The sequence below is a fragment of the Chitinophaga sp. 05T412 genome, from assembly GCF_056396465.1.
In genome coordinates, this window is sequence record NZ_JBFTLN010000012.1 from 144,748 (window position 1) to 170,003 (window position 25,256).

21 protein-coding genes and 1 tRNA gene are annotated in these 25,256 nt (G+C 41.5%); 8 read left to right on the top strand and 14 right to left on the bottom strand.

Features of this window, described 5'->3' with window-relative positions; genetic code table 11:
• Positions 1 to 389 precede the first annotated feature (389 nt).
• Together AC1DFM_RS24605 and AC1DFM_RS24610 are read left to right on the top strand one after the other, a co-directional pair.
• Complete coding sequence (locus AC1DFM_RS24605; protein WP_477079425.1) at positions 390 to 3,575, top strand: SusC/RagA family TonB-linked outer membrane protein; 3,186 nt, start codon at positions 390 to 392, stop codon at positions 3,573 to 3,575.
• Between the two features lie 24 nt (positions 3,576 to 3,599).
• A complete protein-coding gene (locus AC1DFM_RS24610) occupies positions 3,600 to 5,204 on the top strand; it encodes a RagB/SusD family nutrient uptake outer membrane protein (RefSeq protein ID WP_477079426.1) in 1,605 nt (534 codons plus the stop codon).
• An 842-nt stretch (positions 5,205 to 6,046) separates the two neighbouring features.
• On the opposite strand, the gene AC1DFM_RS24615 is transcribed toward AC1DFM_RS24610, so the two are convergent.
• Complete coding sequence (locus AC1DFM_RS24615; RefSeq protein WP_477079427.1) at positions 6,047 to 6,760, bottom strand: Crp/Fnr family transcriptional regulator; 714 nt, start codon at positions 6,758 to 6,760, stop codon at positions 6,047 to 6,049.
• 95 nt (positions 6,761 to 6,855) lie between these two features.
• On the opposite strand from AC1DFM_RS24615, the gene AC1DFM_RS24620 reads away from it, so the two are divergent.
• Genes AC1DFM_RS24620 through AC1DFM_RS24640 form a run of 5 tightly spaced genes read left to right on the top strand, consistent with a single transcriptional unit; the run spans position 6,856 to position 10,329 of the window.
• The gene (locus AC1DFM_RS24620; protein ID WP_477079428.1) at positions 6,856 to 7,260 is read left to right on the top strand and encodes a biotin/lipoyl attachment domain-containing protein; all 405 of its coding nucleotides are present in this window, start codon (positions 6,856 to 6,858) and stop codon (positions 7,258 to 7,260) included.
• A gap of 12 nt (positions 7,261 to 7,272) precedes the next feature.
• Positions 7,273 to 7,869, top strand: a complete 597-nt coding sequence (locus AC1DFM_RS24625) for a methyltransferase (RefSeq protein WP_477079429.1) — start codon at positions 7,273 to 7,275, stop codon at positions 7,867 to 7,869.
• Positions 7,870 to 7,908: 39 nt separating this feature from the next.
• Positions 7,909 to 8,193, top strand: coding sequence for a hypothetical protein (locus tag AC1DFM_RS24630; protein WP_477079430.1), 285 nt, complete (start codon positions 7,909 to 7,911; stop codon positions 8,191 to 8,193).
• Positions 8,193 to 8,609 (top strand): DUF983 domain-containing protein, encoded by a 417-nt coding sequence (locus AC1DFM_RS24635; RefSeq protein ID WP_477079431.1) that lies wholly within the window; start codon positions 8,193 to 8,195, stop codon positions 8,607 to 8,609. The genes AC1DFM_RS24630 and AC1DFM_RS24635 overlap by 1 nt, the downstream gene beginning before the upstream one ends.
• Before the next feature lie 43 nt (positions 8,610 to 8,652).
• A complete protein-coding gene (locus AC1DFM_RS24640) occupies positions 8,653 to 10,329 on the top strand; it encodes a SulP family inorganic anion transporter (RefSeq protein WP_477079432.1) in 1,677 nt (558 codons plus the stop codon).
• Between the two features lie 671 nt (positions 10,330 to 11,000).
• On the opposite strand, the gene gcvT is transcribed toward AC1DFM_RS24640, so the two are convergent.
• The 3 genes from gcvT to AC1DFM_RS24655 form a co-directional block, all read right to left on the bottom strand.
• A complete protein-coding gene (gene gcvT / locus AC1DFM_RS24645; RefSeq protein ID WP_477079433.1) occupies positions 11,001 to 12,092 on the bottom strand; it encodes a glycine cleavage system aminomethyltransferase GcvT in 1,092 nt (363 codons plus the stop codon).
• A 71-nt stretch (positions 12,093 to 12,163) separates the two neighbouring features.
• A complete protein-coding gene (gcvH, locus tag AC1DFM_RS24650; protein WP_477079434.1) occupies positions 12,164 to 12,538 on the bottom strand; it encodes a glycine cleavage system protein GcvH in 375 nt (124 codons plus the stop codon).
• A 165-nt stretch (positions 12,539 to 12,703) separates the two neighbouring features.
• Complete coding sequence (locus AC1DFM_RS24655) at positions 12,704 to 13,321, bottom strand: methyltransferase domain-containing protein (protein WP_477079435.1); 618 nt, start codon at positions 13,319 to 13,321, stop codon at positions 12,704 to 12,706.
• 165 nt (positions 13,322 to 13,486) lie between these two features.
• Between AC1DFM_RS24655 and AC1DFM_RS24660 the strand changes: the two genes are divergently transcribed.
• Positions 13,487 to 14,194: a Crp/Fnr family transcriptional regulator gene (locus tag AC1DFM_RS24660; RefSeq protein ID WP_477079436.1), complete on the top strand. Its 708-nt coding sequence runs from the start codon at positions 13,487 to 13,489 to the stop codon at positions 14,192 to 14,194.
• A 27-nt stretch (positions 14,195 to 14,221) separates the two neighbouring features.
• Here the strand turns inward: AC1DFM_RS24660 and AC1DFM_RS24665 are convergent, their stop codons facing one another.
• The 10 genes from AC1DFM_RS24665 to AC1DFM_RS24710 form a co-directional block, all read right to left on the bottom strand.
• Positions 14,222 to 14,974, bottom strand: a complete 753-nt coding sequence (locus AC1DFM_RS24665; protein WP_477079437.1) for a YoaK family protein — start codon at positions 14,972 to 14,974, stop codon at positions 14,222 to 14,224.
• Between the two features lie 54 nt (positions 14,975 to 15,028).
• On the bottom strand, positions 15,029 to 15,289 hold the full coding sequence (locus AC1DFM_RS24670; RefSeq protein ID WP_477079438.1) for a hypothetical protein: 261 nt from the start codon (positions 15,287 to 15,289) through the stop codon (positions 15,029 to 15,031).
• Positions 15,290 to 15,328: 39 nt separating this feature from the next.
• Complete coding sequence (locus AC1DFM_RS24675; protein WP_477079439.1) at positions 15,329 to 15,925, bottom strand: class I SAM-dependent methyltransferase; 597 nt, start codon at positions 15,923 to 15,925, stop codon at positions 15,329 to 15,331.
• A 428-nt stretch (positions 15,926 to 16,353) separates the two neighbouring features.
• Entirely contained in the window at positions 16,354 to 17,154 is an 801-nt protein-coding gene (locus AC1DFM_RS24680; RefSeq protein WP_477079440.1) for a class I SAM-dependent methyltransferase, read from the bottom strand.
• Between the two features lie 31 nt (positions 17,155 to 17,185).
• Positions 17,186 to 17,620, bottom strand: coding sequence for a SufE family protein (locus AC1DFM_RS24685; protein WP_477079441.1), 435 nt, complete (start codon positions 17,618 to 17,620; stop codon positions 17,186 to 17,188).
• Positions 17,621 to 17,649: 29 nt separating this feature from the next.
• A complete protein-coding gene (locus tag AC1DFM_RS24690) occupies positions 17,650 to 18,915 on the bottom strand; it encodes an aminotransferase class V-fold PLP-dependent enzyme (RefSeq protein WP_477079442.1) in 1,266 nt (421 codons plus the stop codon).
• 1,402 nt (positions 18,916 to 20,317) lie between these two features.
• Positions 20,318 to 20,674: an Arm DNA-binding domain-containing protein gene (locus tag AC1DFM_RS24695; protein WP_477079443.1), complete on the bottom strand. Its 357-nt coding sequence runs from the start codon at positions 20,672 to 20,674 to the stop codon at positions 20,318 to 20,320.
• A 260-nt stretch (positions 20,675 to 20,934) separates the two neighbouring features.
• A tRNA-Lys gene (locus tag AC1DFM_RS24700) sits at positions 20,935 to 21,010 on the bottom strand.
• A gap of 87 nt (positions 21,011 to 21,097) precedes the next feature.
• The gene (locus AC1DFM_RS24705; protein WP_477079444.1) at positions 21,098 to 23,554 is read right to left on the bottom strand and encodes a glutaminase family protein; all 2,457 of its coding nucleotides are present in this window, start codon (positions 23,552 to 23,554) and stop codon (positions 21,098 to 21,100) included.
• Between the two features lie 344 nt (positions 23,555 to 23,898).
• Positions 23,899 to 25,191: a hypothetical protein gene (locus AC1DFM_RS24710; protein WP_477079445.1), complete on the bottom strand. Its 1,293-nt coding sequence runs from the start codon at positions 25,189 to 25,191 to the stop codon at positions 23,899 to 23,901.
• Positions 25,192 to 25,256 lie beyond the last annotated feature (65 nt).

Below are 25,256 nucleotides of genomic sequence, written 5' to 3' on the forward strand. Positions count from 1 at the left end.
TCATTTTTACAATTAATCATAAAAAGATGCCTGCATTTGATATAAAATATATACCAGTTGTTTTATTAATTGTCTAAAATACATTTAATAAGATATCAGGTATCATTTCTTTACCCATGGCTGCATGGATCGTTTATCGACTATGAAACCTGCACTACATTCAAAGAATATTATCTAAAAGTTAAACCGAAATATCTGCTTTTGGATACTGTTGTTCATCATCCACGGTATATTTGTTTCATCACCCTTCCGGAGGGAATAAAGCGTTATGAAATACTTCTGATTTTATTTAATAGTCCCGTTATGAAACTATACGTCTCTCCTGTACGTACAAACTCAGGTGCGTATAAAGACCATACTATAGTGGGGTAAATACAACAATTTATTTTATGAAATTAGTGTTATCCAGCAGCCTGGCAGGCCCAGGTCATGCAAAATTCCACCTGAGGTTTGGTATTTCCACTACCTGCCGCCTTATGCTTGCTGCCTCCGTTTTACTATTGACCAGCAACACGCTCCGGGCAGAAGCAACCTATGCCACGGCGCCTACTGTAAACACCAGCAAGTTGATTGGGATTTCCGGGTCCATCAAAAATGAAAAAGGGGACCCGCTTGAAATGGCCAACGTCATGGTAAAAGGAACCTCCACCGGCGCCATTACTGACCGTGCTGGCAGATTTACTTTGAATGCTCCCAACACGCAGGCAACACTGATCGTTTCCCTCCTGGGATATCAAACACAGGAGATATCCCTCAATGGACGTACTGTGGTAGATGTTGTACTAATAGAAAACACCAAAGCCCTGAGCGAGGTAATAGTGATAGGATATGGTACCCAGAAAAAAGCAGACCTATCTTCCTCCATTGCAACAGTAAACCCTAAGGACCTGCTGAAGGTTCCCGGCGGTTTCCAGGCAGCCATGCAAAGCCAGGTGCCAGGCGTACAAATCACCGGCGATAAGATCAGGATCAGGGGAGTAGGATCTATCAACAATACAGACCCACTCTACGTAGTAGACGGTATGATCGGTGGTGCCATGCCGGACGAAAATAACATTGAAAGCATCCAGGTGCTGAAAGATGCCGCTTCCTGCGCCATCTATGGAGCCAGAGGTGCAAACGGCGTTGTGCTGGTAACCACCAAACGAGGCGCCGCCGGCAAAACAAAAATTGACTATAATGGCTATGGTGGTACCAAGGAGATGTCGCATAATGTTGGCCTCCTCAATGGTCAGCAACTGGCTGAACTGATCAACGAAGAAATGTATAACCAAAACCCTTCCCGCACAGATTACCTCCCTGCCTTGTCAGATCCCGCCAAAATCGGGAAAGGATATAACATGGTAGACGCCCTGCTGAGAACAGGRGGCTACCAGAAACATAACCTGGCCATTTCCGGCGGTAATGAAAATGCCCGCTTCCGCATCAATACCAACTACTCTACAGATAAGCCTGTGATCATAAAAGATGCTTATAAAAATTATGGCATTCAGTTCATATCCGATTTTACAAAGGGTAAGTTAAAAGCCGGTGAAACTTTTTCACTCAGCCGCAACCTCAGAAACTGGAGTAATAAAAATATTCTTGATGCACAGAAATGGTCTTCTACTTTACCGATCTACGACCCTAACAGCACTACAGGGTTCGCAGGAGCAGGTAACGGTACCGATGTGGCCAGCGCCCTGGCCAATGCCTACCTCAACTCCAATGAGTCTGAAACAATAGGCGCCAATGGTAATGGATGGGTGTCTTATGAATTTATTCCAGGCCTCCGCTATAAATTCAATATGGGTATCGACTTTTACAGGAACCGTACCCAGAATTATATCTCCGCCTACTCCGTAGGTCAATATCAGAACCACGATCCGGACGAACTCTCCATCTCCACTGCACAAAACAACAGGTATCTCTACGAAAACACCCTTTCATACGACCGCCAGATAAAAAAACATAACATCAGCGCACTGGCAGGTATCACCTCAGAAAATTCCGAATACCGCGCCGTAAACGCCGGCGCCAGATCGTTGCCAAGCCCCGATCTGCTGATCCTGGGCCTCACGCAGCTTTCCTCTTCACGTATCGTTGGATCAGGTGTAGGACGCACCGCCATGTACTCCCTATTAGGCCGGATCAACTATGCCTACGATAGTAAGTACATGCTCACCGCCAACTTCCGCCGCGATGCCTCCGCAAATTTCGGTAAGGCAAACAGATATGGTAACTTCCCTTCCTTCTCTGCAGCATGGAGAGTAAGCCAGGAAAACTTCATGAAATCCATACCTTTCATCTCCGACCTGAAAATCAGAGGCAGCTACGGAAAATTAGGCAACTCCGACATCAGTCCATATCAATATCAGAGTACGGTCAGCTTCGACCATGTATGGTATTATCTCAATGATGTAATGGTTACCGGCGCCCTCCCTGCCACACCGGCCAACCCAAATGTTAAATGGGAAAGCCAGAACTCCACGGACCTCGGTATCGACCTCTCCCTGTTTAATAATAAACTATCGGTAACGGTAGACTATTTCAATAAGAAAACCGCCGACATGCTGGTGAATGTTCCTATCTCCTACACCGCAGGATACCTGGACAATTTCCCGATATTGAACGCAGGCAGTATCAGTAACAAAGGATGGGAACTCCTCGTCAACTATAAAAATACTGTGGGGAAATTTACCTATGCCATAGGCGCCAACCTCTCAACGGTAAATAATAAAGTGTTAGGCCTGGGTAATGGTAATGAAATCCTTGCCGGGGGCGTAAACCCTGGTGGTGAAAACGTGACCCGTACCGCTGTTGGTAATTCCATCGGTCAGTTCTGGGGATACGTTACCGACGGTTTATACAAAACCAAAGAACAACTGGACGCCGATAAAGCCTTCGCTCCGAATGCTTCACTGGGCGACGTTCGCTTCGTAGACCGTAACCACGATGGCGTGATCAATGCTGCCGACAAAGCCTTTATCGGGAATCCTATCCCACGCTTCAGCGGTGGATTTACCACAGATGTCAGCTATGCTACAAAAGCCGGTACCTTCGATCTCTCTATGATGTGGCAGGGTTCCTACGGCAACGACATCTATAACAACAGCAAATACTGGGGAGAAGGTATGTACCACTATTATAACAACTTCTCCTCTACGCTCGACCGCTACCGCGCGGAAGACCTGGTATTTACCAACCCTGTCTCCGGCGTTAAAACCACCTACCCGAAAAATACAGCTACCAATATGCCACGTGCGGTGTTAGGAGATCCTAATAAAAATCTTCGTGTATCCGACAGGTTTATAGAAGACGGCTCCTACCTCCGGCTGAAAACCCTTACCATAGGCTATACGCTCCCGACATCTTTACTGAACAGGTATAAAATAGATTTCATCCGCTTCTACGTTGGCGGTAAAAATCTGTTCACGTTTACCAAATACTCAGGTTATGATCCTGAAGTGGCCTCCGACAACAGCTTAAGCAATGGCCGCTATAACCTGAACCGCGGTATAGATGCACAAACGCCATGGGGACTGACCTTTACCAATACCCGTGAATTCTTCTTCGGTATGCAGGTCTCCTTTTAGTCGTAAACCAATAAATGCTTTAAGATGAAAAAATTCAATGTATATACCTGCGCACTTGCTGCTGCAATGATGACCTACAGCTGCAAACCTGATATGGATCTTAATAACCCGCAGGAACTTTCCATAGACACCTATTATAAAACACCTGCCCAGCTGGAAGCGGCTGTTATCCCGGCATACCAGGCGCTCATCGGTAAAGTGCAGGGGGGTTACGCCCGCTCTTTTTACTTCGAACTGCTGGCTCCCGGTGATGACTTCAACCATACCTTTAAATGGGAACCTATGTACCAGGATACCTATAACACGCCTTCCAGCGATGGTCTGGCCTCCGGTAGCTGGAAAGATATGTGGAACGGTGTTTTCGCAGCCAATATAGCCATCGACAGGATCAATGCTTTTACAGGGCAAATAGATGATAAACAGAAATCAAGATTGTTGGGAGAAGCACATTTTCTCCGCGGCTTACTTTATATGCATCTGGTAATGCTGTTCGGTGAAACAGTTCCCCTGATCCAAACCCCTGTGAAAAGCAATGCGGATTACTACCCGACAAATTCCAAACCCGGCGAGATCTATGCACTTATCATCAGTGATTTTCAACAGGCGGCAGGCCTTCTCCCACTCAGAAGTGAATTGTACAGCAATGCCGCCTTCATAGGAAGGGCCACTAAAGGCGCTGCGCAATCCTACCTGGCAAAGGCTTATATGTACCGCCCTATACTGGAAGTTGGTAAGCCGGCAGAATTTGCGAAAGCACAGGAACAACTGAAAATTGTAATAGATAGTAAAGAATACAGCCTGGTAAATAATTTCCGTGACAACTCCCTGGAAGCAACTGAAAATAATCCCGAATCAGTTTTTGAAGTACAAATGCACAACGGGCCAGGATGGCTGGGCGATGATATGTCCGACTCCTGGAGATGGCAGGAGATCGGTATGTATGACGGTACCGGTGGAGCATGGTGGAACCTCGCACCTAACAAAAAAACATATAATGAATTCGAACCCGGTGATCCGCGTAAATATATGACGCTATTCTGCGACAACGGCGCCTTCTATACGCAGATCGATGGTAAAGTAACAGATTATAACTATTGGATGGCACATCTGGCTACCAACAAGGATCTATACGGTACACGCAAATACTGCCCGGATAAACAGACAGCCGACTTTGATGATGGCATCAACGACCGCCTCTTAAGATATGCAGACGTACTGCTATTATATGCCGAATGTCTCAATGAAGCAGGAAACGCGGCCAGCGCAAAACTATACATCAATATGGTCAGGCAGCGCGCTAATTTAGTGGTGCCCTCTGAACAACCGCAACTCTGGTATCAGCATTCGCCAGGTACCATCCCTGATGTAGACGGTCTTCTCGCAAAAGATACTACCATCAATGGTATCAGACTGAATAATATCAAAAATATTATTCAGCACGAAAGATTTGTAGAATTCTGTGGCGAATACCAGCGCTACTTCGACTTACTCCGATGGGGCATGGCTGATCCACAATGGCTGGCACCACTCATGGCTATAGGATGGACTCCCAAAGCGATGTACTATCCCTTTCCACAAGCCGAATTAGACAACAACAAAAACCTCACAGGAAATGCCATGAATCACTAATGGAATAGCAACGTGGAAAGCCGGTTTCTCATCAGTAGAGACCGGCTTTTTTAATTAAACGACAGCCAGATTTCATCCTTAAAAAAAGAAAACAAAAAATAACGCAATTTCGCGCTTTGATAGACTAACAAATAGACCCCAAAAAAAAACCACACTATCCGCAGGTTTCAAGTTTCTCAGGTGATCCCCTTGGGACTATATCAAAGGCTTATAAACCGCCGCTTTCAGGGTTATAAAAAGGTACTGTATCCTTTTTTATATCCTTTAAAATATAACAGTAACCTATATACGTTTAATACATGTTGGGGACCGGGAGTTTCAAAACATAAGAAACTGAGTGATTAACTCCTCCTCTATTCCGGTAAACCGGCAAAACTCTACTATCCTCACCAGATCACCCCTCTTTTTACCGTTGTCCTCACGGATCTGCTGCAGCATCTTTCTCGCGGTGCGTTCACTCCTGCCAGTAATATTTCGGATGTCTTTTGCATAAATCACTATGCGATTAGGCATTAATATGTGCGAATTCGGCATAATTGGAATGGAAATTTTTTTGGGTTAAAATGCCGGCTTAGTTTGGTGTGGTTAAATGCAAATTTACTGCATCCTGCGCAGATGTGAGCCTAACGGGCTTGGCTATTTGAAAGCCCTTATCGTTCCTTAAAATTACCTTACTCTCATTGAATGATTACTTCCAAAAATTTGCCCTATGAATTAATTGAGGAGAGTATGAAGAGAAGAAAGAAGAGGAATTCCAGAAAGGAGGGCTGCGTTATTAACTTGAAAATTCAGTTTTATGAATACTGAAAATGATAGCTTTGAATAGAATAAAAGTTATACACTTAGCCCATGCCACAACCTGATACCTTAATAAGTTGCTTTATGTCCTTGATACAAATCTTTCTACTATGTGATGTTAAAATGCCAGCAGCTTTAAACTCTGTTAAAAATCTAACAATATTCTCTTTTCCAGTACCCACCATATTGGCCAGATCGCTACGGGAAAGATTGATCATAATATCTTCCCCCGCTGCTGTTTCTTCTTTAAATTTTTCGCGTAACACAATTAATGTAATGGCGAGTCTCTCTTTAACAGAACGCTGTGCAAATATAGAAATACTATTTGCCAGTACTGTAAATTCATGACTGAGTGCTTTGAGTAATCTACGCGGCAGTACACTGGATCTTCCCATAATAGTCATAAAATCTTCTTTGGGGATGAATGCAATGACGCTTTCTTCTAATGTAGCAGCGGAATCAGGATAACGTTCATCCGCCAAAATAGCATGGTATCCGATTAATTCGCCCGCATTGGCAACATATATAATTTGTTCCCTGCCACTCTGATCAACTTGGTACTTCTTAACCTTCCCTTTTTTAATATAGAAAATGCCGGAGGCAACAGCTCCCTCCCGGAATATAACTTCCCCTTTACCATATCGCTGTTCCTGCATATGGGAATAGAGATCTGCACATTCATCCTCTGGCAGATTATTTAGGATGGACTGAGATTTAAAATTCCATTTATAAATTGGAAACAGACCGTCTAAACTCATAGCAACTGACTCATTGGGCTAAAAAGTGATTTTTTGCAGTTTTTTAATTGAAAAGTATCAATGAAACCAAATGCCACCAAAGGTACCTTTGCAATATGAAAATATCAACTATTTCTCGCCCAAGGATCAATTTCACAAATAATCATGAGTGGATTGACTTAAATGGTAGTGTTGGATTTGTAGGTGTCTCTGCACATAGACTGAAAGGGATCAAAAATATAGTTAATATAATATGGCATAATCCGAAAGGCATTATTGATAAAGGAACCCTTATTGCTGAAATCCACACCACTGACCAAGTTATACCTATACATGCTCCTCTGGGTTGCAAATATCTTGGTCAGAATCAAAAATTATCCGGGAATCTAAACCTTATATTGGAAAGTCCGCAGGACAATGGCTGGGTATTTTTCGTGACCCCCATGAAATTCCACAACCAAGATCCTCTTCTTTCACTTGAAAACTATCAAAAATTAATACGCTCCAAAATTGCTAATTGATTATCAATAATAATGGGAAACACCTTGATGAAACCTAACTGGTATCTGACTGATGCATCATTTGACTGGCTGTTTCCGGAAAGGATCCAGCAAATGTCAAAACGGCATTGGACCCCAATGGGAGTCGCAAAAAAGGCGGCCGCTTTCCTGGCCTCAGAAGGAGGCAAAAAGATCCTGGATATTGGAAGTGGTGTTGGGAAATTTGCCCTCATCGGTGCTCATTACTTCCCAGAATCATTTTTTCACGGTGTTGAGCAAAGGAGTGAGTTACATCATTATGCATTAGCAGCAAAAGAATACACGAAGACCGTTAATTCAGAATTTATAAATGGGAACTTCACACAAGTTGATCTCGCTGAATATGATCACTTTTATTTCTACAACGCCTTTTTCGAAAATTTAGACGCTAAAGATAGAATAGATCATCAGATTGATTATTCAACCAGTCTATATCAATATTATTCCCGGTACCTGTATAAGGAACTGGATAATAAGCCTGCAGGAACCAAGTTAACGACTTTCCGTAGCCTGGAAGATGAAGTTCCATCAAGTTACAGGCTGGTAGATACCTCTGAAGATTTCTTACTGAAAATGTGGATAAAGAAATGACAATTAGGCTGTTGCACATAAAATAAAATGCACTGAGATATGACAATGGATGAATATGTAACCACAATAATTGAACAAATTCAGGTGGCGAAAAATAACACGGAAGTGGAAAAGGTTATTCAGGTATCCATTACTAATATGACAGAGAAAAAGAAGAATGGATTTATAATACAGCGATGTCTTGACAAATTGCAGGTGGCATTAGCCGAAATACCGGCTCTTAATTGTAGTAGCGAACAATGGAGCTGTTACCGTTTTGCTCTTATCTGCATAAGAAATGCATCTGTTAAACATGTAGCTGAAGGCCAGAAGAAAATATTGTGATGAAGAAATCTAATTTTATTACAGGCATTTTAGAAAATAAATGCCCTCGTTGCAGAAAAGGAAAATTATTTAAAAATGATAACCCATACGAGCTAAAGAAAGTCCTGGATATGCACGATAACTGCCCCGTGTGTGATCAGCGAACGGAATTGGAAATAGGATTCTGGTATGGAACGGGATATGTCAGCTATGTGCTGGCAGTGATGTTTTCAATATTTAACTTAATATGGTATTGGTTGATTTTTGGTATAACCTGGAGAGATAACAGCATCTTTCATTGGCTGATAGTTAATGGGGTTATACTTACACTTGCGATGCCTTTATTAATGAGATTATCCCGGACGTTGTATCTGACCTTTTACGTAGGTCATGATCCTGAATCGGAAAATCGGAAGAAAAAAGAGGAATTATTATAAGTAACTAAGCCGCCGGAGGCAGCCCGTGTTTTAAGTATTTTTTATGTTCACACCTAAATTACTCGAAACATTAAAAGGATATACCCGCGTACAATTTGCGAGAGATTTACTTGCGGGCTTAATCGTTGGTATCGTCGCATTGCCGCTGGCTATTGCGTTTGCAATTGCTTCTGGAGTGTCCCCGGAAAAGGGACTTTATACAGCCGTTATAGCAGGTTTTATCATTTCCGCCGCAGGGGGCAGTAAGGTTCAAATAGGTGGTCCTACTGGAGCTTTTATAGTAATAGTTTATGGAATTGTACAACAATATGGGGTTAATGGCCTTATAATAGCCACTTTCATGGCTGGGATAATTCTCATTATTATGGGAATTGCGCGTTTAGGATCTGTGATAAAATTCATTCCGTATCCATTAATAGTAGGATTCACCGGCGGTATTGCTCTGGTAATATTTTCTTCACAAATAAAAGATTTCTTGGGTTTGAGCATAACAGTGATCCCCTCGGATTTTATTAAAAGGTGGATTGTATATGGTCAACATATTTCGTCTGTCAATTTTTATTCCCTGGCTATTGCCGTCTTTACCACACTGGTCGTTTTTTTATGGCCTAAAGTTACACACAGAATTCCGGGTTCATTAATCGCCATTATCCTTTCAACCCTGGCAACGGAATTGCTTCATTTACCGATAGATACGATTGGCAGCAGGTTTGGAAGTATCCCTACATCATTGCCTTCACCATCTTTACCCCATCTGGATTTTGATACTATTAAGCTCCTAATACAACCTGCTTTTACCATAGCATTACTGGGCGGTATTGAATCATTACTTTCAGCAGTTGTAGCTGATGGCATGATAGGGGGTAAACATAAAAGCAACATGGAATTAGTGGCGCAAGGAGTGGCCAACATATTTTCTTCTATATTTGGCGGAATCCCTGCCACCGGGGCGATTGCAAGAACTGCCACTAATATCAAAAATGGCGGCCGGACGCCTGTTGCCGGTATTGTTCATGCGTTAACACTATTGCTGATAATGCTTTTCATTGGCAAATGGGCAGCCCTTATACCAATGGCAACCTTGGCAGGTATCCTTGTAGTAATTACCTATAATATGAGTGAATGGCAGAATTTCATTGCGATAACAAAAGGCCCTAAGAGTGATGCAACTGTATTGATCGTTACTTTCTTACTCACAGTGATTATTGATCTTACAGTAGCTATAGAAATCGGGATGATATTGTCTGTATTTCTGTTTATGAGAAAAATGGCCCAGTTCAGCAATGTTAGTGTTATAACCAACCAGTTCAACGGCAACAAAACTAACGGGGATCTTCTATCTATATCCAATTTTACCATACCTCCCGGGGTAGAGGTATTTGAGATAACAGGTCCACTTTTCTTTGGTGCCGCATATAAGTTTAAAGATGCCAGTAAATTTATTGAAAGCACCCCACAGGTGCTGATCATAAGAATGAGGCAGGTGCCTATTATTGATGCCACCGGCATTCAGACACTCAAAGACGTAAATAAAGATATGCAGCACCGTGGTACAAAACTTATATTATCAGAAGTACTGACTAAAGAAGTATATGAAGAATTGAGAAAAGCACGGCTACTGTTCAATATCGGGAAAGCAAATGTGGTAGACACTTTCGCTAAATCAATTGAAAGAAGTAAAATAATTATATCAGACAGGCACGTAAAAGCAGGTAACTAAATTATCGCTATATCAGGAACCAACCGTTTATTTAATTTTCCCGGCAATACGTGCCGCATATTTGAAAGTTAGACAAAGAATGTATAGCGTCATAGATGACATCGCTATATATGATTTGATCATTAGGAAAGGAAGGGGTACATCTGTACTCCTTAATTCCGTCCACACTTTTCACATTGAAAAATTGTAATTGGTAATATAACGCGCCTGGAGCTTTTACGGACAGAACCTCATTTGAGAGAGAAGCTGTGGGAAAATGTCGAAAAACTTCAGCAGTKACTTACGAATAGAGGGTTTAATATAGGTACTACAAATTCGCCGGTTACCCCCGTTTACTTACAAGGTGATATTCCTGAAGCAAGCGCGATGTGCCTGGATTTGAGAAAGAACACCTTCCCTACTTTAATAGCACTAAACGAAGAGGCCGGTACGAATGACAGGTCAGCATTAAAGTATCAATTAACGCTCACTGAAAAATGGGGGATACAGTTACACTAAAGACATCCTAACGCCTTCCTGCCATCCCCGGCCCTGGCAGAATTCTACCATATTTAACCGCAGAAAATTTATACTAATCAGTATTTTATATTCCAGCAACCCCCATCTTGATTTATCTTTATATAAATCTGAGCCGATGAAACAGCACACCCTGTTATAAAAACACAGAGATATTATCTTATCTGAGTTTTTATAAATGGAGGGCGGCAGATTTTTGCCGCGCACATCTTATCTCTTATCTCTATGAAAATAGTGCTGCCCTCTGAAGCAAAATCACTATCAACATATCCCAAACCAATAGCTTTCTTTAGTGAAGGCGATTGCGTACCTGAAGTCACCTTTCCAATATGTACCCTGTTTGCGCTGTAAATTTTATAATGCTGTCGCGGAATACTTTTCTCCATCATCTCAAATCCAACCAACTTCCGGGCAAGGCCATTTGCCTTTTGCTTTTCAAGAAAATCATCCGCCGTAAATGCCTTATCAAATTTTATGATCCAGCCTAGTCCTGCTTCCAACGGTGAAGTTGAATCATCAATATCATTGCCGTATAAGCAATATCCCATCTCCAAACGTAAGGTATCCCTTGCGCCAAGACCTATTGGCTTTATATCAAATTGTTTTCCAGTATCAAAAATATGATGCCAGATCCTTGTGGCATCTTCATTAGGAAAATATAATTCAAAACCACCGGCTCCGGTATAACCGGTGTTCGAAATAATTACATTAGATACACCTCCAAATGTTGCTATTCTGAAACCATAATAGGGTATTTGAGATAAATTAATTGTAGTTAGCTTTTGTAAGGTAACCAACGCCATAGGGCCTTGTACCGCTAATAAAGAAATTTTACCTGAAACATCGTCTATCTCCGCGTTGAAAGTGTTCTTCAGCTTAATCCAACTGAGGTCTTTTTCTATATTTGATGCATTCACCACTAACATATAAGTGGTTGCATCCAATCTATATACCAGCAGATCATCCACTATTCCACCCATATCGTTGGTTAGGCAGGAATACTGTATCTTGCCATCCTCCAGCTTAGATACGTCATTGGTAGTTACCTGTTGGATTAAGGATAAAGCCTGTGGTCCTTTGACTATAATTTCTCCCATATGGGATACATCAAATACACCAACACCTTTCCTCACAGTTTCATGTTCAACATTTATTCCCTCATATTGAATTGGCATGTTATAACCGGCAAATGCTGCCATCTTCGCTCCCAATTGACGATGAATATCTGTCAACGCTGTATCTTTCATTTTATATATTAAAGTGTAATTAGAATTTATCTCCCCTTATATTATTATAGCTTCAGTAATCATAATTACTTCTATTGTATAAGATTCGTATACTGTTCGGCAGAAAGCAGGTGTGTTGTATCTATAGGTAGCTTAACCTGTACTTTGACAATCCAGCTACCGTAGGGGTCTTTATTTACCAGTTCAGGGGCATTTTCAAGTAGACTATTAACTTCCATCACCTTACCTGCAACCGGCATAAAAAGATCTGAAACTGTTTTAACTGCTTCAACTGTTCCAAAAACAGCTTCGGATTCAAGTGCCTTATTCGTAGTAGGAATGTCCAGGAAAACAATATCTCCCAGCTCTTTCTGTGCAAAATCCGAAATGCCTATATACGCAAACTCGCCATCAAAGCGAATCCATTCGTGATCTTTTGAATACAACAAATGCGTTGGGTAATACATGCTTATATTAAATTTTTAGTTTTGATTGGTGATTGGAATAATTGATCATTTTGGTGCTTAATTATAAGTGTAACAACTGTAGATTTCACGATCAATTCCTCGTATTTTATATTTCAGTTATCAAGTAAATGTATCAGGAAGCAGGTGATCAATGGCTGGTCAATTTTATAATTTGATCCAGAATTTCAGCAAATGATCTATATGTGTACCCACAATTTGATACCCATGTGGCGCCTCCGTTTCTGCACAATGATAGGTAACAAGTCGTGTACCCGCCGGCATTCTCTCAAGTTGGTGATATAAATACCTGTTATATTGATTATACAAAGTTCTTGAATAGGTAAGTTTATTGTCTATTTTATAAGTACCAGGGAGGTTTTCATAAAAGGAGTTGAAAAAGTAAAAATGATCATATTGCGTGAAATCCAACTCCATTAAGTTACCATGCATGTAAGTAACATTATTGAGCCCTGCCATTTCCTGAGCAATAGTTGCATAGCGTACCAGATCATGACGCTGTTCAATGCCATAAAAGAATGCCTCTGGATTGTAATATGATCCTCCCAGGCAAAACTTACCGGCCCCACTTCCTATATCCAATACCTTGACACCCGGAGATGCAGCTAGAAATTTGGATGCTTTCTGAACCACCTTTAGGGGGGTCCAGTGCTTTTGAGCCAACGCCTGTATGTAAAGCGGATAGAGATGATGGAAATTATCATCTGAATCAAACCACTTATCCAAATGTCCACGTAATGGAGTTGATGGTGATGTTAATGACATGTATTATGTTAAAATTTTTGGTTTACGATTGAAGTAGTAAGATTTCTTGAATGTAACTACCAGATTCATGCTGTAAAGGTATTTATCATTCAATCTCGCCGCGGTAAACTTTATCATCCTAAAAAGTGAGTTTTATCAATTTTAAAAATGCTAATTTTGTGTACTATGAGTATCAAGGGTATATTTCCAATAGATAAATGGGATTTCAAAAGTGAATCCATCCTTGCTGACTTGCCGCATGATGTTTATGAGCTGCTGACAGCCCATAAGAGTGAGCAGATATATAAAAAGAACGAGATCCTTTTTAGAGAAGGGGCCTATCCATCTGGTATATTTTACATAACCAAGGGAAAGGTCAAAAAATATAAGGTTGATAATGAAGGTAAAGAACAGATCATCTATTTGGCCAATACGGGGCAACTGATCGGGTATCATGCCATCTTATCAGAAGATCGGTATCCTGATTCTGCTGCCGTGATAGAAGAAAGTACCATAGCATTCATTCCTAAAGAGGATTTTTTGAATGCGCTAGACTATTCTCCTTTGCTTAACAACAGGCTACTCAAAACGTTAAGCCATGAATTTGCAGTACTGGCTAACAGCTTGACTATGTTTGCACAGAAAACAGTAAGGGAAAGACTGGCGTTGCAATTGATCGTTATACGGGAAAAGTATAAAGAGAATTATGTAGATGGTATGTCCATAGAAATAAATATAAGTCGTGAAGATTTAGCCAGTCTCGTTGGAACCGCCAGAGAAAATATCGTAAGGGTCTTGACTGAATTCAAAGAGGATGACATATTGGAAACGAAAGGCAGGAAAATTATGATAAAGGATGTCAGCGAGTTGATTAAAATAGCTAATTATAAGTAGATGTGCTCACCAAATTAATAAGTATTGTTATCTGTTTACCTCTAATGTTCTTTTATCCTGAATCATGATGCGATGTATCATTTTTGAAAACCTCCCGCGGAAAGCGTCATAAAATATCGCAACAACTAATACCGCTGCCGGTAAATAAAAAGTGAAGTACCTAAATTTCAAGAACATATATCCTCCTACAATTCCGCCTGTCAGAAAAAAGAATATGATAACAAGTCTCAGGATAATTTTTTTCCTGACAGGGGCAACGTCCTTTCCCTGCGCTGATATTAGTGTATACAGATCAATACCAAGATCTGTAAACATGCCGGTAAGGTGCGTAGTTCTAACCACATATCCGGAAATTGTTGACACCAAAGCATTTTGCATTCCCATTGCGAATAACAGGCTACCTGCAAAGTATTCCGTTTTGATAATTGACTGATCAAATGTGAATCCAAAGCTACCTACCAGTATAAGAATTGCGATCTCACTTACAATGGGTACTGCATAGCCAAATCTTTTGTTCTGGCCCGTTTTACCGGTACAAAAACTTGAAAAGAATGCTCCGGCAAGAAAAAGTATTAGCCATAAACCAACCATTCGTGCAGAGCGCAGATCTCCGGTTGCTAACGTATGTGCCAGCAATGCTGCGTGGCCAGTGACGTTAGTGGTTAATACCGAAAAGGCAAAAAAACCGGCGGTATTCACCATGCCTGCAGTAAAACATAAAAGCACTGCCAGTCGTAAATTATGCCGGTAATTTCTTTTTCTTCCTATATGACGCAGCATTTATTCATTTTATTGAAAATTTGACATCAGCATAATAAATCCCCAATATTAGTCTTATACCAATTCCATCATCGAATATTTTCTTAGGTACATACTGGCATATCGAAAACATCTCCATTGCGTACTATTCCAATTGATGGGTGATAGATTTTCAAGCCAGGCCTGCAATTCCGATACGAATGGCTTAATCATACCCGCATATTCCGTTTGCTCAATACCCGCTATTGCGACTGAGATAATTCTTTCCACCTGGCTATTATCCTGGGCCACTTTCAACTCATCAATCACTAACAATACATATTTATCTGCTTTCATTATTTCCGATTTTAACATCAAATCTTAATCATTTTCCTCCTATCTCTTTATCCACATTTTCAAAAGAAAATCCACCGTTGCATCTACCAACTGATAACTGGGTGGTATTTCGTCTTCTAGGCTATGGAATGTCACTAACCTGGTTCCTCCCGGTTTATTGTCTAATCCTTTGAACATATAACGGGAGTAATAATTATACAAGCCCGTGGAATATTCCATCTCCTGGTCAATTTGTCCGTCATCAACAAGATTTTCAAAAAAAGAATTATAAAAATAAAAGTGATCAAAGGCATCAAAATCTATCTGCGTAAAATTGCCATTAATGAATTCAACATTCCGGGCGGCTGTCAATTCTTTGGCGGCCTGCGCAAAATGATATAACTCTTTTCGTTGTTCCACACCATAAAATGTGGCTTCAGGAGATTGATGCCCTCCAATAAGGCAAAACTTGCCAACACCACTGCCAATATCAAGAATTTTCTTGCCCGATCCCGAAGTCAAAAATTTAGCAGATTTTCTTGCCACCTCCATGGGGGTCCAGTGCCGCTTGGATAATTGCTGTATCCTTTCCGGATACAACCAGTCAAATGCCGCATCATTCACATACCATGTTGCATTAGATATAATATTTTCCATGTTTATTGCTGACTATTTTAGAAAGAATATATTGTTGGCTGTTTGGAAACGGTTAACTGGATTAAGGGAAAAAAATGCGTGAGTCCATGCAATAGGAGTATTTTTGGGCACCTAAATAAGTATCCATTTTAAAACGTATTTTTCGTTGACAGCCTGTAAAGACGCTATTTAAAACAATCTATTCCATTGAATTAATAATGATATTACGCTCGCCTTGTCCATATTCATAACGTACTCCAGGTACTTACAGGCTCGTAACTGGAACGTAGTTTAGGCAGCAAAGTTACCAGAAGATTCATTCCGTTTAATTGATACTTTTCAATTTAAAAATTGCAAAAAGTCACTTTTTGATCAAATGAATGGATCTCAAGTTATCTCAATATGAACAATGTTTATTGAACTGGCGGATTTTGTTACCTTACCTTTTCTTAACTCGCAGTTATTACCAGTGCCTCAAGGGGAACAATAAGGTTGGATGCACCGTATTTTTTAGTTAATCTTTCCTCTAAAGCAACCATAAGGTCTGGTAACACATCTTTATTCCTCTCAATAATACCCGAATATACTGGTGTTCCTTGCAGCAATCCTTTAGCAGCATTTGCAGCGGTATCACTAAACCCATTTACCTTTACGACGCTAATGTCAATCTTTGAGAATCCACTTTCAGCCATATCTGATTTTATATCTTTGGGGTCATAATAGGAAAATGGAACATTATAAAAATCAGGTGCATCATTTCCGAAATAGTCATCCAATGCAACTGTAACCTCCTCTATAATGGGATTATTCGCCATACTATTCCATGTATTGAAAATGTATACGCCTCCTTTTTTTAAAACCCGAAATACTTCCTGGTATGATTTAGGTTTATTTTTGTAAAACATTACTCCAAACTGTCCAACCACACTATCAAACTTTCCGGCCTCATACGGTAACGCTATTGCATCGGCACATTCCCAGCTCAGACGATCATCCGCCCGTACCTTTTGTTTCGCCACCTCAAGCATTGCGGGGTTGATATCTGTGGCTAACAATAAGCCATCTGGTGTTAATACATTCAGCAAATGTTTGGTCAGTCTTCCGGTACCACAGGATAGTTCAAGTATACTTCTTCCCTGCGCCGGATTCAGTCGCCTTTTCATATCTATAGCATATGCTTCGAATAAAAGAGGACMTAAATACTCCTCATAATTAGAAGGAATATTACCCTGAAATAAATTGTCTCCCATTTTATTATTTTTAGTGATGACTAATTATTTTTTATAGACTACAGGTCGATTTTATGAATTTTCCCGTAGAAGCAATAGACTTAATCCCATTAATCATAGATAAGAAATTGTTTGTTTTGCTTGGGTTCAAATGGCTTTTTAAATCCAGTTTATCAATAAAATACAATTCGGATGACGCAATATCTTCCAACGATTGTCCCGATAAAACATAAATAATCATCCCAATCAATCCCTTAGTGATAGCAGCATTACTATCCGCCTCAATAAACAGTCGACCTTCCTTTACTTCGGTATACACCCAAACGGAGGCCTGACAACTAAGAATGAGATTATCATCCGTACGATAACTTTCGTGAAATGTGGGCAGCGCTTTGCCTATTGCAATGATGTGACTGTATTTACTCATCCAGGTATCATATTCTTCAAATGTTCCGATAAGCTGCTGCTGCCTTTCATCAATATTCATGTCGCATTATTTTGAGTCTTATAAAAAGATCAAGACCGCAATATATTTATCGCTATGGCGATTCCGTCTGCGAGCGCATCTACTTCTGTTCTGGTGTTGTATAGCGCAAAGGATGCCCTTACGGAACCTGGTATTTTTAAGACATTCATGAGCGGCTGTGTGCAATGGTGGCCTGTTCTAACGGCGATGCCTTGCTGGTTCAGCAATTCGCCAATATCTCCATTGTGCAATCCATCTATTACAAAAGAAATTGCACCGCTCCGATTAACCGAATTTCCAATAATCTTCAATCCTTCTATGACTTCTAATTTTCTCATAGCATAATCCATCAATCCATGCTCATAAGTACTAATATCAGCCATACCTAGACCACTCAGGTAGTTAAACGCCTCTCCCAAACTGATAGCTTCTGCGATAGGGGGTGTTCCTGCCTCGAACTTAAAAGGTAAATCATTAAAGGTTGTATTCGAAAAAGACACCTCTTTAATCATATCTCCCCCACCATAAAAAGGAGGTAACTGATCCAGCCAATAGCGTTTACCATATAATACACCAACACCTGTATTTGCATATACTTTGTGACCAGAAAAAACCAAAAAATCGACATCCAACACCTGCACATCGATTGGTATATGTGCGATCGCCTGCGCTGCATCAAGTAGTACCKGAATACCACGGGTGTGCGCCATCTGGATGATTTCCGATACGGGATTCACTGTCCCTAAAGTATTTGATACATATGCCAGCGAAACCAATTTAACGCTATCGTCAAATAATCGCTCGTATTCATCCAATATCAGCTCTCCTTTCTGATCAATCGGTATAACTTTTAGCCGCAGTCCCTTTTCTTCTCCAAATAATTGCCAGGGTACTATATTAGCGTGATGTTCCATTTCAGAAATAATGATGGAGTCGCCCGGCTTAATGAACTTCTTAACGAAAGAACCAGCGATCATATTAATGCCAGCTGTTGTACCAGCATTAAAAATAATTTCAGCGGCATGTTTAGCATTAATAAATGCTGCAATGACACTTCGCGCATTTTCATAAGACGCGGTTGCCAACTGACTTAATTTATGAGTTCCACGGTGAATGTTACTATTATAATGTAGATAGTATTCATCTACTGCTTTAATAACAGGAAGAGGTTTATGGGTAGTAGCGGCATTGTCGAGGTATACAAGTTTTGCGTCATTTACCACAGCTTGTAACACGGGAAAGTCCGATCGAATATTATCGATATTATTACCTATGGGATTATTCATCCAAGATGATTCATACTGAATTCTGTCCATAAATTATTGGTGGCTTTAAATTTAAAAATAGGCCCATTATCCAATAGGAGAATCAACTATTGAAATCACAGATTAAGGAATTACAGTTTTATTTCATTATTAATAATTAGAAAAACTAAGCCATTTCGCCAGTAATTATTCAATCATGTTGAAAAAATTGATACAATTATAAAATGCACCAACAGACTATAAAACCCATACATCAAACTTACAGTAATTCAATGCATTAAAAACACACTGGTAATTTTGTTTAATTTCAAATCAAAAATAAACGGATAAATTTCAGATGGGTATGACATTGAGAGATCAAACATGATTCTGGATATATTCCGTAATTCGTTTCCCCATCTATATTCCGAAGCAATAAATATTTTCCTGAAGAAAAACACAAATATCGGTGATTTTAAAAAACCAGATCCGCTTAATTCTTTTTTTAGTAGTACTGGAGACGTCATCTGACTCTATATAATAATTTTCCTGGAGCAGCCAATGGGATGATTGATAGAGCTATGGAATATTTCAATGGTACAAGAGGCACCAAATGCCAATAATCAATATTCGTTAACTTTATGTCGTTAAAAGCTCATCATATGAGAAAAACTATTCTATTCTTTCTCTGTCTGGCAAGTATCTCAAATATTGTTTATTGCCAACAAAAGAACAAACCCACAATTCCCTAGGAATTTATCGACGCGATATCAGCAGTTACGGGTAATCCAAGCTCTTCAGGGTACAATTCAATAGACATTTACACTATTGCAATTATTCTGAATTTTGATGGACGTATTCCTAATGTGCATTTTTCTGAAGGAATGCCGGATTATTTTAAAGACATTTTAATACATCAACTAAAGGAATCCAAAATTGGAAATGAGTCAGTTGAAAAATATTGGAAAAAATACTGTAAACTTAATGCAATCCATTCCCCAACCTGTGTAATGCAAACTGCTCTAATTCGATGTGATGAAACTGATTCTCTTAGAATTTTAGCAGCCGAATTGGAAAGCAAATTCAAACTTGCAATGAAGTTTAAAGAATCAGAGGACTTTACAAACGCTGATTTTTTGTTTATCTGGTTAGACCCAGTAATAAAACGACTTCCCAGAGAGAGCCGCGCCATTTAACATATGATTTTATCATACAACATGAAGCGTGTGATTCATATGCTATTATATTTAGGCCAGAATTAACTTCTCATCAACATCATCAATCATTCTCAACAAGGTTTCTGGTTTCATGATTATTTGGTTCGGACTTAGATCCTAATCGAACACACAACATTTCTACTGAAAAAGAATGTTTATCACCCTACTAATAGTGTCATCTTCTGGGGAGTTAAGTATCAAACTCCGCTGAAGATGACACTATTCGCAAGGTGCAAGTCCGCGACAGCGACATCAGGTTAAACAATCCGCTGCAATCCTACTCCAGGATCACATAAAGTCCGGGAATGTTCCGTAATTCCAGCGAAAGAATTTTTAACAGCAACGGCGGTTACCGGCTCTCCCGATGTAACCAAAAGGCTGTAATGTTTGTGTAGCTTAGCTTTCAGAGTGAGGAGCTGTCGGTTAATCGCCTGCGCTTCTTCGGAATTTCCTTTTACGGATTGAGTAGCAGCGTTCCATAATGAGGGGTTTACATACTGATACGTGGAAAGTTCTGCACGTTTGCCGCCTACGCTGAGACGTAGATAAATAGCGGGCTTATTGTTTTTAGAGCGGCTCTTATTGAGCCAGAAAAGAACAGAAAAACTGGTCATACAACACTTGTTTTAAGTTAACCAAAATTGTTTCAACTTCACTTATCCTGACATCACTTAACATTGGTCAAACACAACGCGGTGCAGCATTTGGGGTACATGTCGGTTAGCACAATTTAATAATTCTATTGCTAACCGCAACGCTCACTTTTCTACCCTTACTTATCTTTTCACATCTTTACCACTAAAAGCAAAAAAACCTTGTAGAATCAGCTTCTACAAGGTTTTAATTACGTTAGAGTACTTTGTTTCACTCCTGATGGTGATCCCCTTGGGACTCGAACCCAAGACCCATACATTAAAAGTGTATTGCTCTACCAACTGAGCTAGGGAATCATTCACCCCGTTTTGTTTAACGGAGTGCAAAGATAGTAATTTCTAAATTACTTCCAAATTCATTTTTAATTATTTATCTAAATTAGTTCACGGCGCCGCATTAAACTTCGTATCCAACAACTTCATATAGTACCCTCCTACCACGCTCCTGGCTTGAAATCCAACCTTACTGCCGTCAATAGTTTCATGCCAGTCGCTGAGTGGAACACGTGTAGGCGTTTGCGTTATATAAGTGTTTAGCGGCGCGATGAATGCATTGAAATCATCCCGGTTATCGGCTAGTACAGCGGTCCACATGATCCAATCTGATTTGGTGTAGGTCTTACGACTATCCAGTGGTAAGCCGAATTTTTGCTGGTGCATAAGATAAAAGTCGATTTCCTTTTTGTATACGGATTCAGGGAAGAGGTGGAAGTTCAGCACTTTGTCCCATACCATGTTATACTTTTGACTCCAGGTGTTTTTGCTTTCAAAAGCAAGACTGAAATGATCGCCATCGTCAGCGAGTTTAGTCCAGGCGGCGGCCATTTCTTTGGCGGCAGCTTCGTATTTATCAGCGATGGCCGTTTCGCCGGACATGCGTGCCAGCATGGCGTAGGAGCGAATACCGGCAATAGCTTTGAGCGAGAGATTGGTATTGCGCGCCAGGTGTCCTGCAAAATCATCGGTACATAATTGATTAGCGGGATCGAAGCCTTCTTTCATCAGGTATTCCGCCCAGGTGGTGAGTGTGGCCCAATGTTTTTTGGCGTAGTTGGCATTGCCTTCTGCACGGGCGATGGCAGCTGCCAGCACCAGCATATTCCCGGACTCCTCTACCGGCATGCCTTCGCCATAGGCTTGACCGTTAGCCAGCGGATAGGTGCCCAGGTCATGCGCGGCATAAGGCTTTGTGTATTTACCACTTTCAGAAAAATAGAAGATGCCGTTCATCATACCTTTCAACAGGTCCGGGTTGTAGAGCAGGTACAAAGGTGCGGACGGGTATGTAATATCTACGGTGTTGATGCAGCCGTTACTGAAATTTTCTTTGGAAAGAAACAGGATATCTCCCTGTGGACTCTTCACCAGTTTATGCGCAGACACAGATTGGCGATAGGCCAGCTCACATAATTTGGCATAAGCCTCTCCGCCAGCCTTGAGTACGTCGTTATGCAGTTGTGTATTGAAGGTGGTGCAGCGATCCAGAATAGCAGCATAATCACGATAGGCGGCATTCAATTGCAGATCGATGGTTTGAGTGGGATCATTCTTCCACCATGCTTTGAGATTGGTGTTGAAATATTGTAAGGCATACAGATCGTCGTAGCCCAGGAGAAACAGTTGCTCTTTAGGTGTGCTTCCGATGGCGCCCAGATTCACAACGGTATTCAACATCAGGTCTTTGTCGGCTTTGGTGTTACTGGCGGTGGTACCGTTTACAAATAGCTGCGCCGCATCGGTAGCGCGACAAATATACTGTTGCGGATGTGAAGCTGTAGGAGCGGCTACATACATGTAGCCCCAGTCGATGCGCAGGTCGTCGCCTTTCTTCTTTAAAACAGGCTGTTCTTTGGTACCTGCTTTTAAAACTGACAACTGACCGGAAGTATACCTGGCCGTGGTAACAGCCTGTGATGGCACATTTACGCATATACTGGAAGCCGCGCTGAAACAGAGCGCTACCTGGTGAGTGGCATTGTCATTAGCCGCCACCCGGTAAGAAATATAGGATACTGGCCGTGACAGCAAATTCAGATCATCCATCAATAACGGCGAAGTGAAGGTAAGGGTTAGGTTTACTTTACCACAGGTGAAGTCGTAGGCTGTTTGCGTGGCATTGATACGCACAGCGGTTTGGGTACCTTTCTCTATACTTTCGCCGGGAGTAGCAGATACGCGGGATATACCAGCATCCAGGAATGCGCCACCGGCGGTGTTGAGAATGTGAATCGCTAATACGTTGCCCTTGGGTTTCAATTTATTTTTTACGGCATCAGGGATCGGGTGATAAATGTATTTGTTCAGCCATCCCTCCAGGGCATATATATCTTCTCCGTTGAGGTATACTTTTATGTTATCATCGTGAGATATCTTTAAAAATAAGTCTGCAGATGATAAGTCGCCGGCATCGAATGTTCTCCTGGTCCAGAGGTCACGACTGTGCCATGGCGTGCCTCCCCTGCTTGCGTCGTCGCTGAAGGGCGCCTTCCCTGTTTTCCAGGCCTTATCATCATATTCCGGCTGCATCCAGTCGTTGCCCGGCGCTGTTTCCGTGTATTTTACCTGATAGGCATTTTCATCAGTGGTGGGCAACACGGTCTGGTATAGCAGTGCATTTTGTCCGAGTACACGGTAAGTAACACCATCTACCTTCACCAGGCCGGTGAGCGACTGTGCTGTGCCCGTCCAATGCGTGGTGGCGCTGCTGGTCAGGTCATCGGTGGTAGACCAGATACTAAAATAAGGATCATGTGTGATCAATGGATAGGCGGGCGCCTGTTGTTGCGCGGCCACACTGCTTCCTAAGCCAAGCAGTGCTAAGCATAAAAATGTTCTGAGCATAACGGGATTTAAAGCAATTAAGCGTACAAAGTACAATTATTGAATTTATTACATTTTTTTGAGCAAAAAGCACAAAGCGGAAAGCAAAAAGCTATTTTAGCGATTGACAAAAGCAAATAAGTAATTAAATACTCGCTCCTGTCAATCGCTAAAATAGCTTTTTGCTTTCCGCTTTGTGCTTTCTGCTCAAAAAAAAGCGTAGACCCTGCCAACGCCTTGGAGGCCCTGAGAAGCCTTGTCAGTACGTTTTTCAGATCTACGCGTATCTTAAATTAATTAAATTCGATACCAGTAAGGAGCGCAAAAATACACTTTTACATCAACTTCTACATTAAATATTCCCGTTATCCGGGAAAGAGTGTAAACCACTCCGGCCGCGACCGAATCAACACCGCAATGCCCCAAATCAATACTGCCATACCCAGTGCACCCCAGGCACGTTTATTTTTCCAACTCCAACCAAATATGGTGGGCATCTCCCAATATTTGATCAATACATATATCAACATCCCCCCCAGGCCGGCCCATGTAAATAACACCAACCCTAATTGCGCACCTGCCAATACCACGGTGAAAAGAAAGGCCAGTGTTATCAGTTGCAGCCACCAGTAATTTTTGCCAGCACTATGCAGCACATCTGCCACCGATATCAGCAGCAAAGTACCCATCAGCCCAAAGGTGAGTGTCAGCAGGGCTTCCTGCGGTACTATCGGCAAGCCTAATAGCCCTGCCCATATCACCAGGCAAACAACTACGTAAGCGGCTACACGCCGGTCCTTATCCCGCAGCCGCTCATAGGTGAAGGGCAGCAACAAGCGGCTTAATACCGCTTCCATCGGGCGTAAAAACGGCAACGCATATAATCCGATCATGACAGGCACCATCAGTTCATAACGATACCACACATCCGGGCATACCCTCGTGACCCCAAAAATCAAGACTGCCGTGAACAATGCCGGCAGCGATACATACAAAAACGACCGCTTCGCGCTATGATACTGATCAAAACAATCTTTGATCACATCCAGGTAATTCTTCACCTCATATTGACGTGTAAGGATGGCCGTTAGCTGCGCCCATACCAGCAGTAATCCCACGTGTATCACGCCGGTACGGAGTTCCATGCTGCCAATACCTGGTCCCCAATACACTCCAGCCAGACCGGCAACAAACAACTCCCAGGTAAGCATACGAGGCGAAAATAACCAGCGGAATAACGGGGAAAGGTACCGCAGCAACTTACGCCACAACGTAGGTACATATCTCCCTAATAACTGTACAATGGCAAAAGTTCCCACCAGTGCCGCTAACCCTATCAGTAACCGGGAAGCAGTAAATACGCCCCACAACGCCTGCAGACGGGAGGGCTTCTTCATGGTATAACTCAATTCGGTGTTGGCCAACAATTCAGCTGCCAGCAACTTCCCCTGCTCCGGCGAAATACTTCCCAGCTCCGGCTGATGCTGCCGCCAGAAACTATCTGCCGCCGCAACTCCCGCCCAGGTATTCAATGTTCCATACTGATATAATAACGTATGCTGCTCCTTCGTGAGAGAGGCTAACACCTTTGCCAGCGCAGCATCCGTGGCAAAAGTGGTGGAGCAGATGGTTAACAGTAACAATAGTATTTTTATCATGCGCATGCTCAAAAATAGCAAAAAGCAGAAAGCGAAAAGCAAAAAGCTATTGAAGCGTATGATAA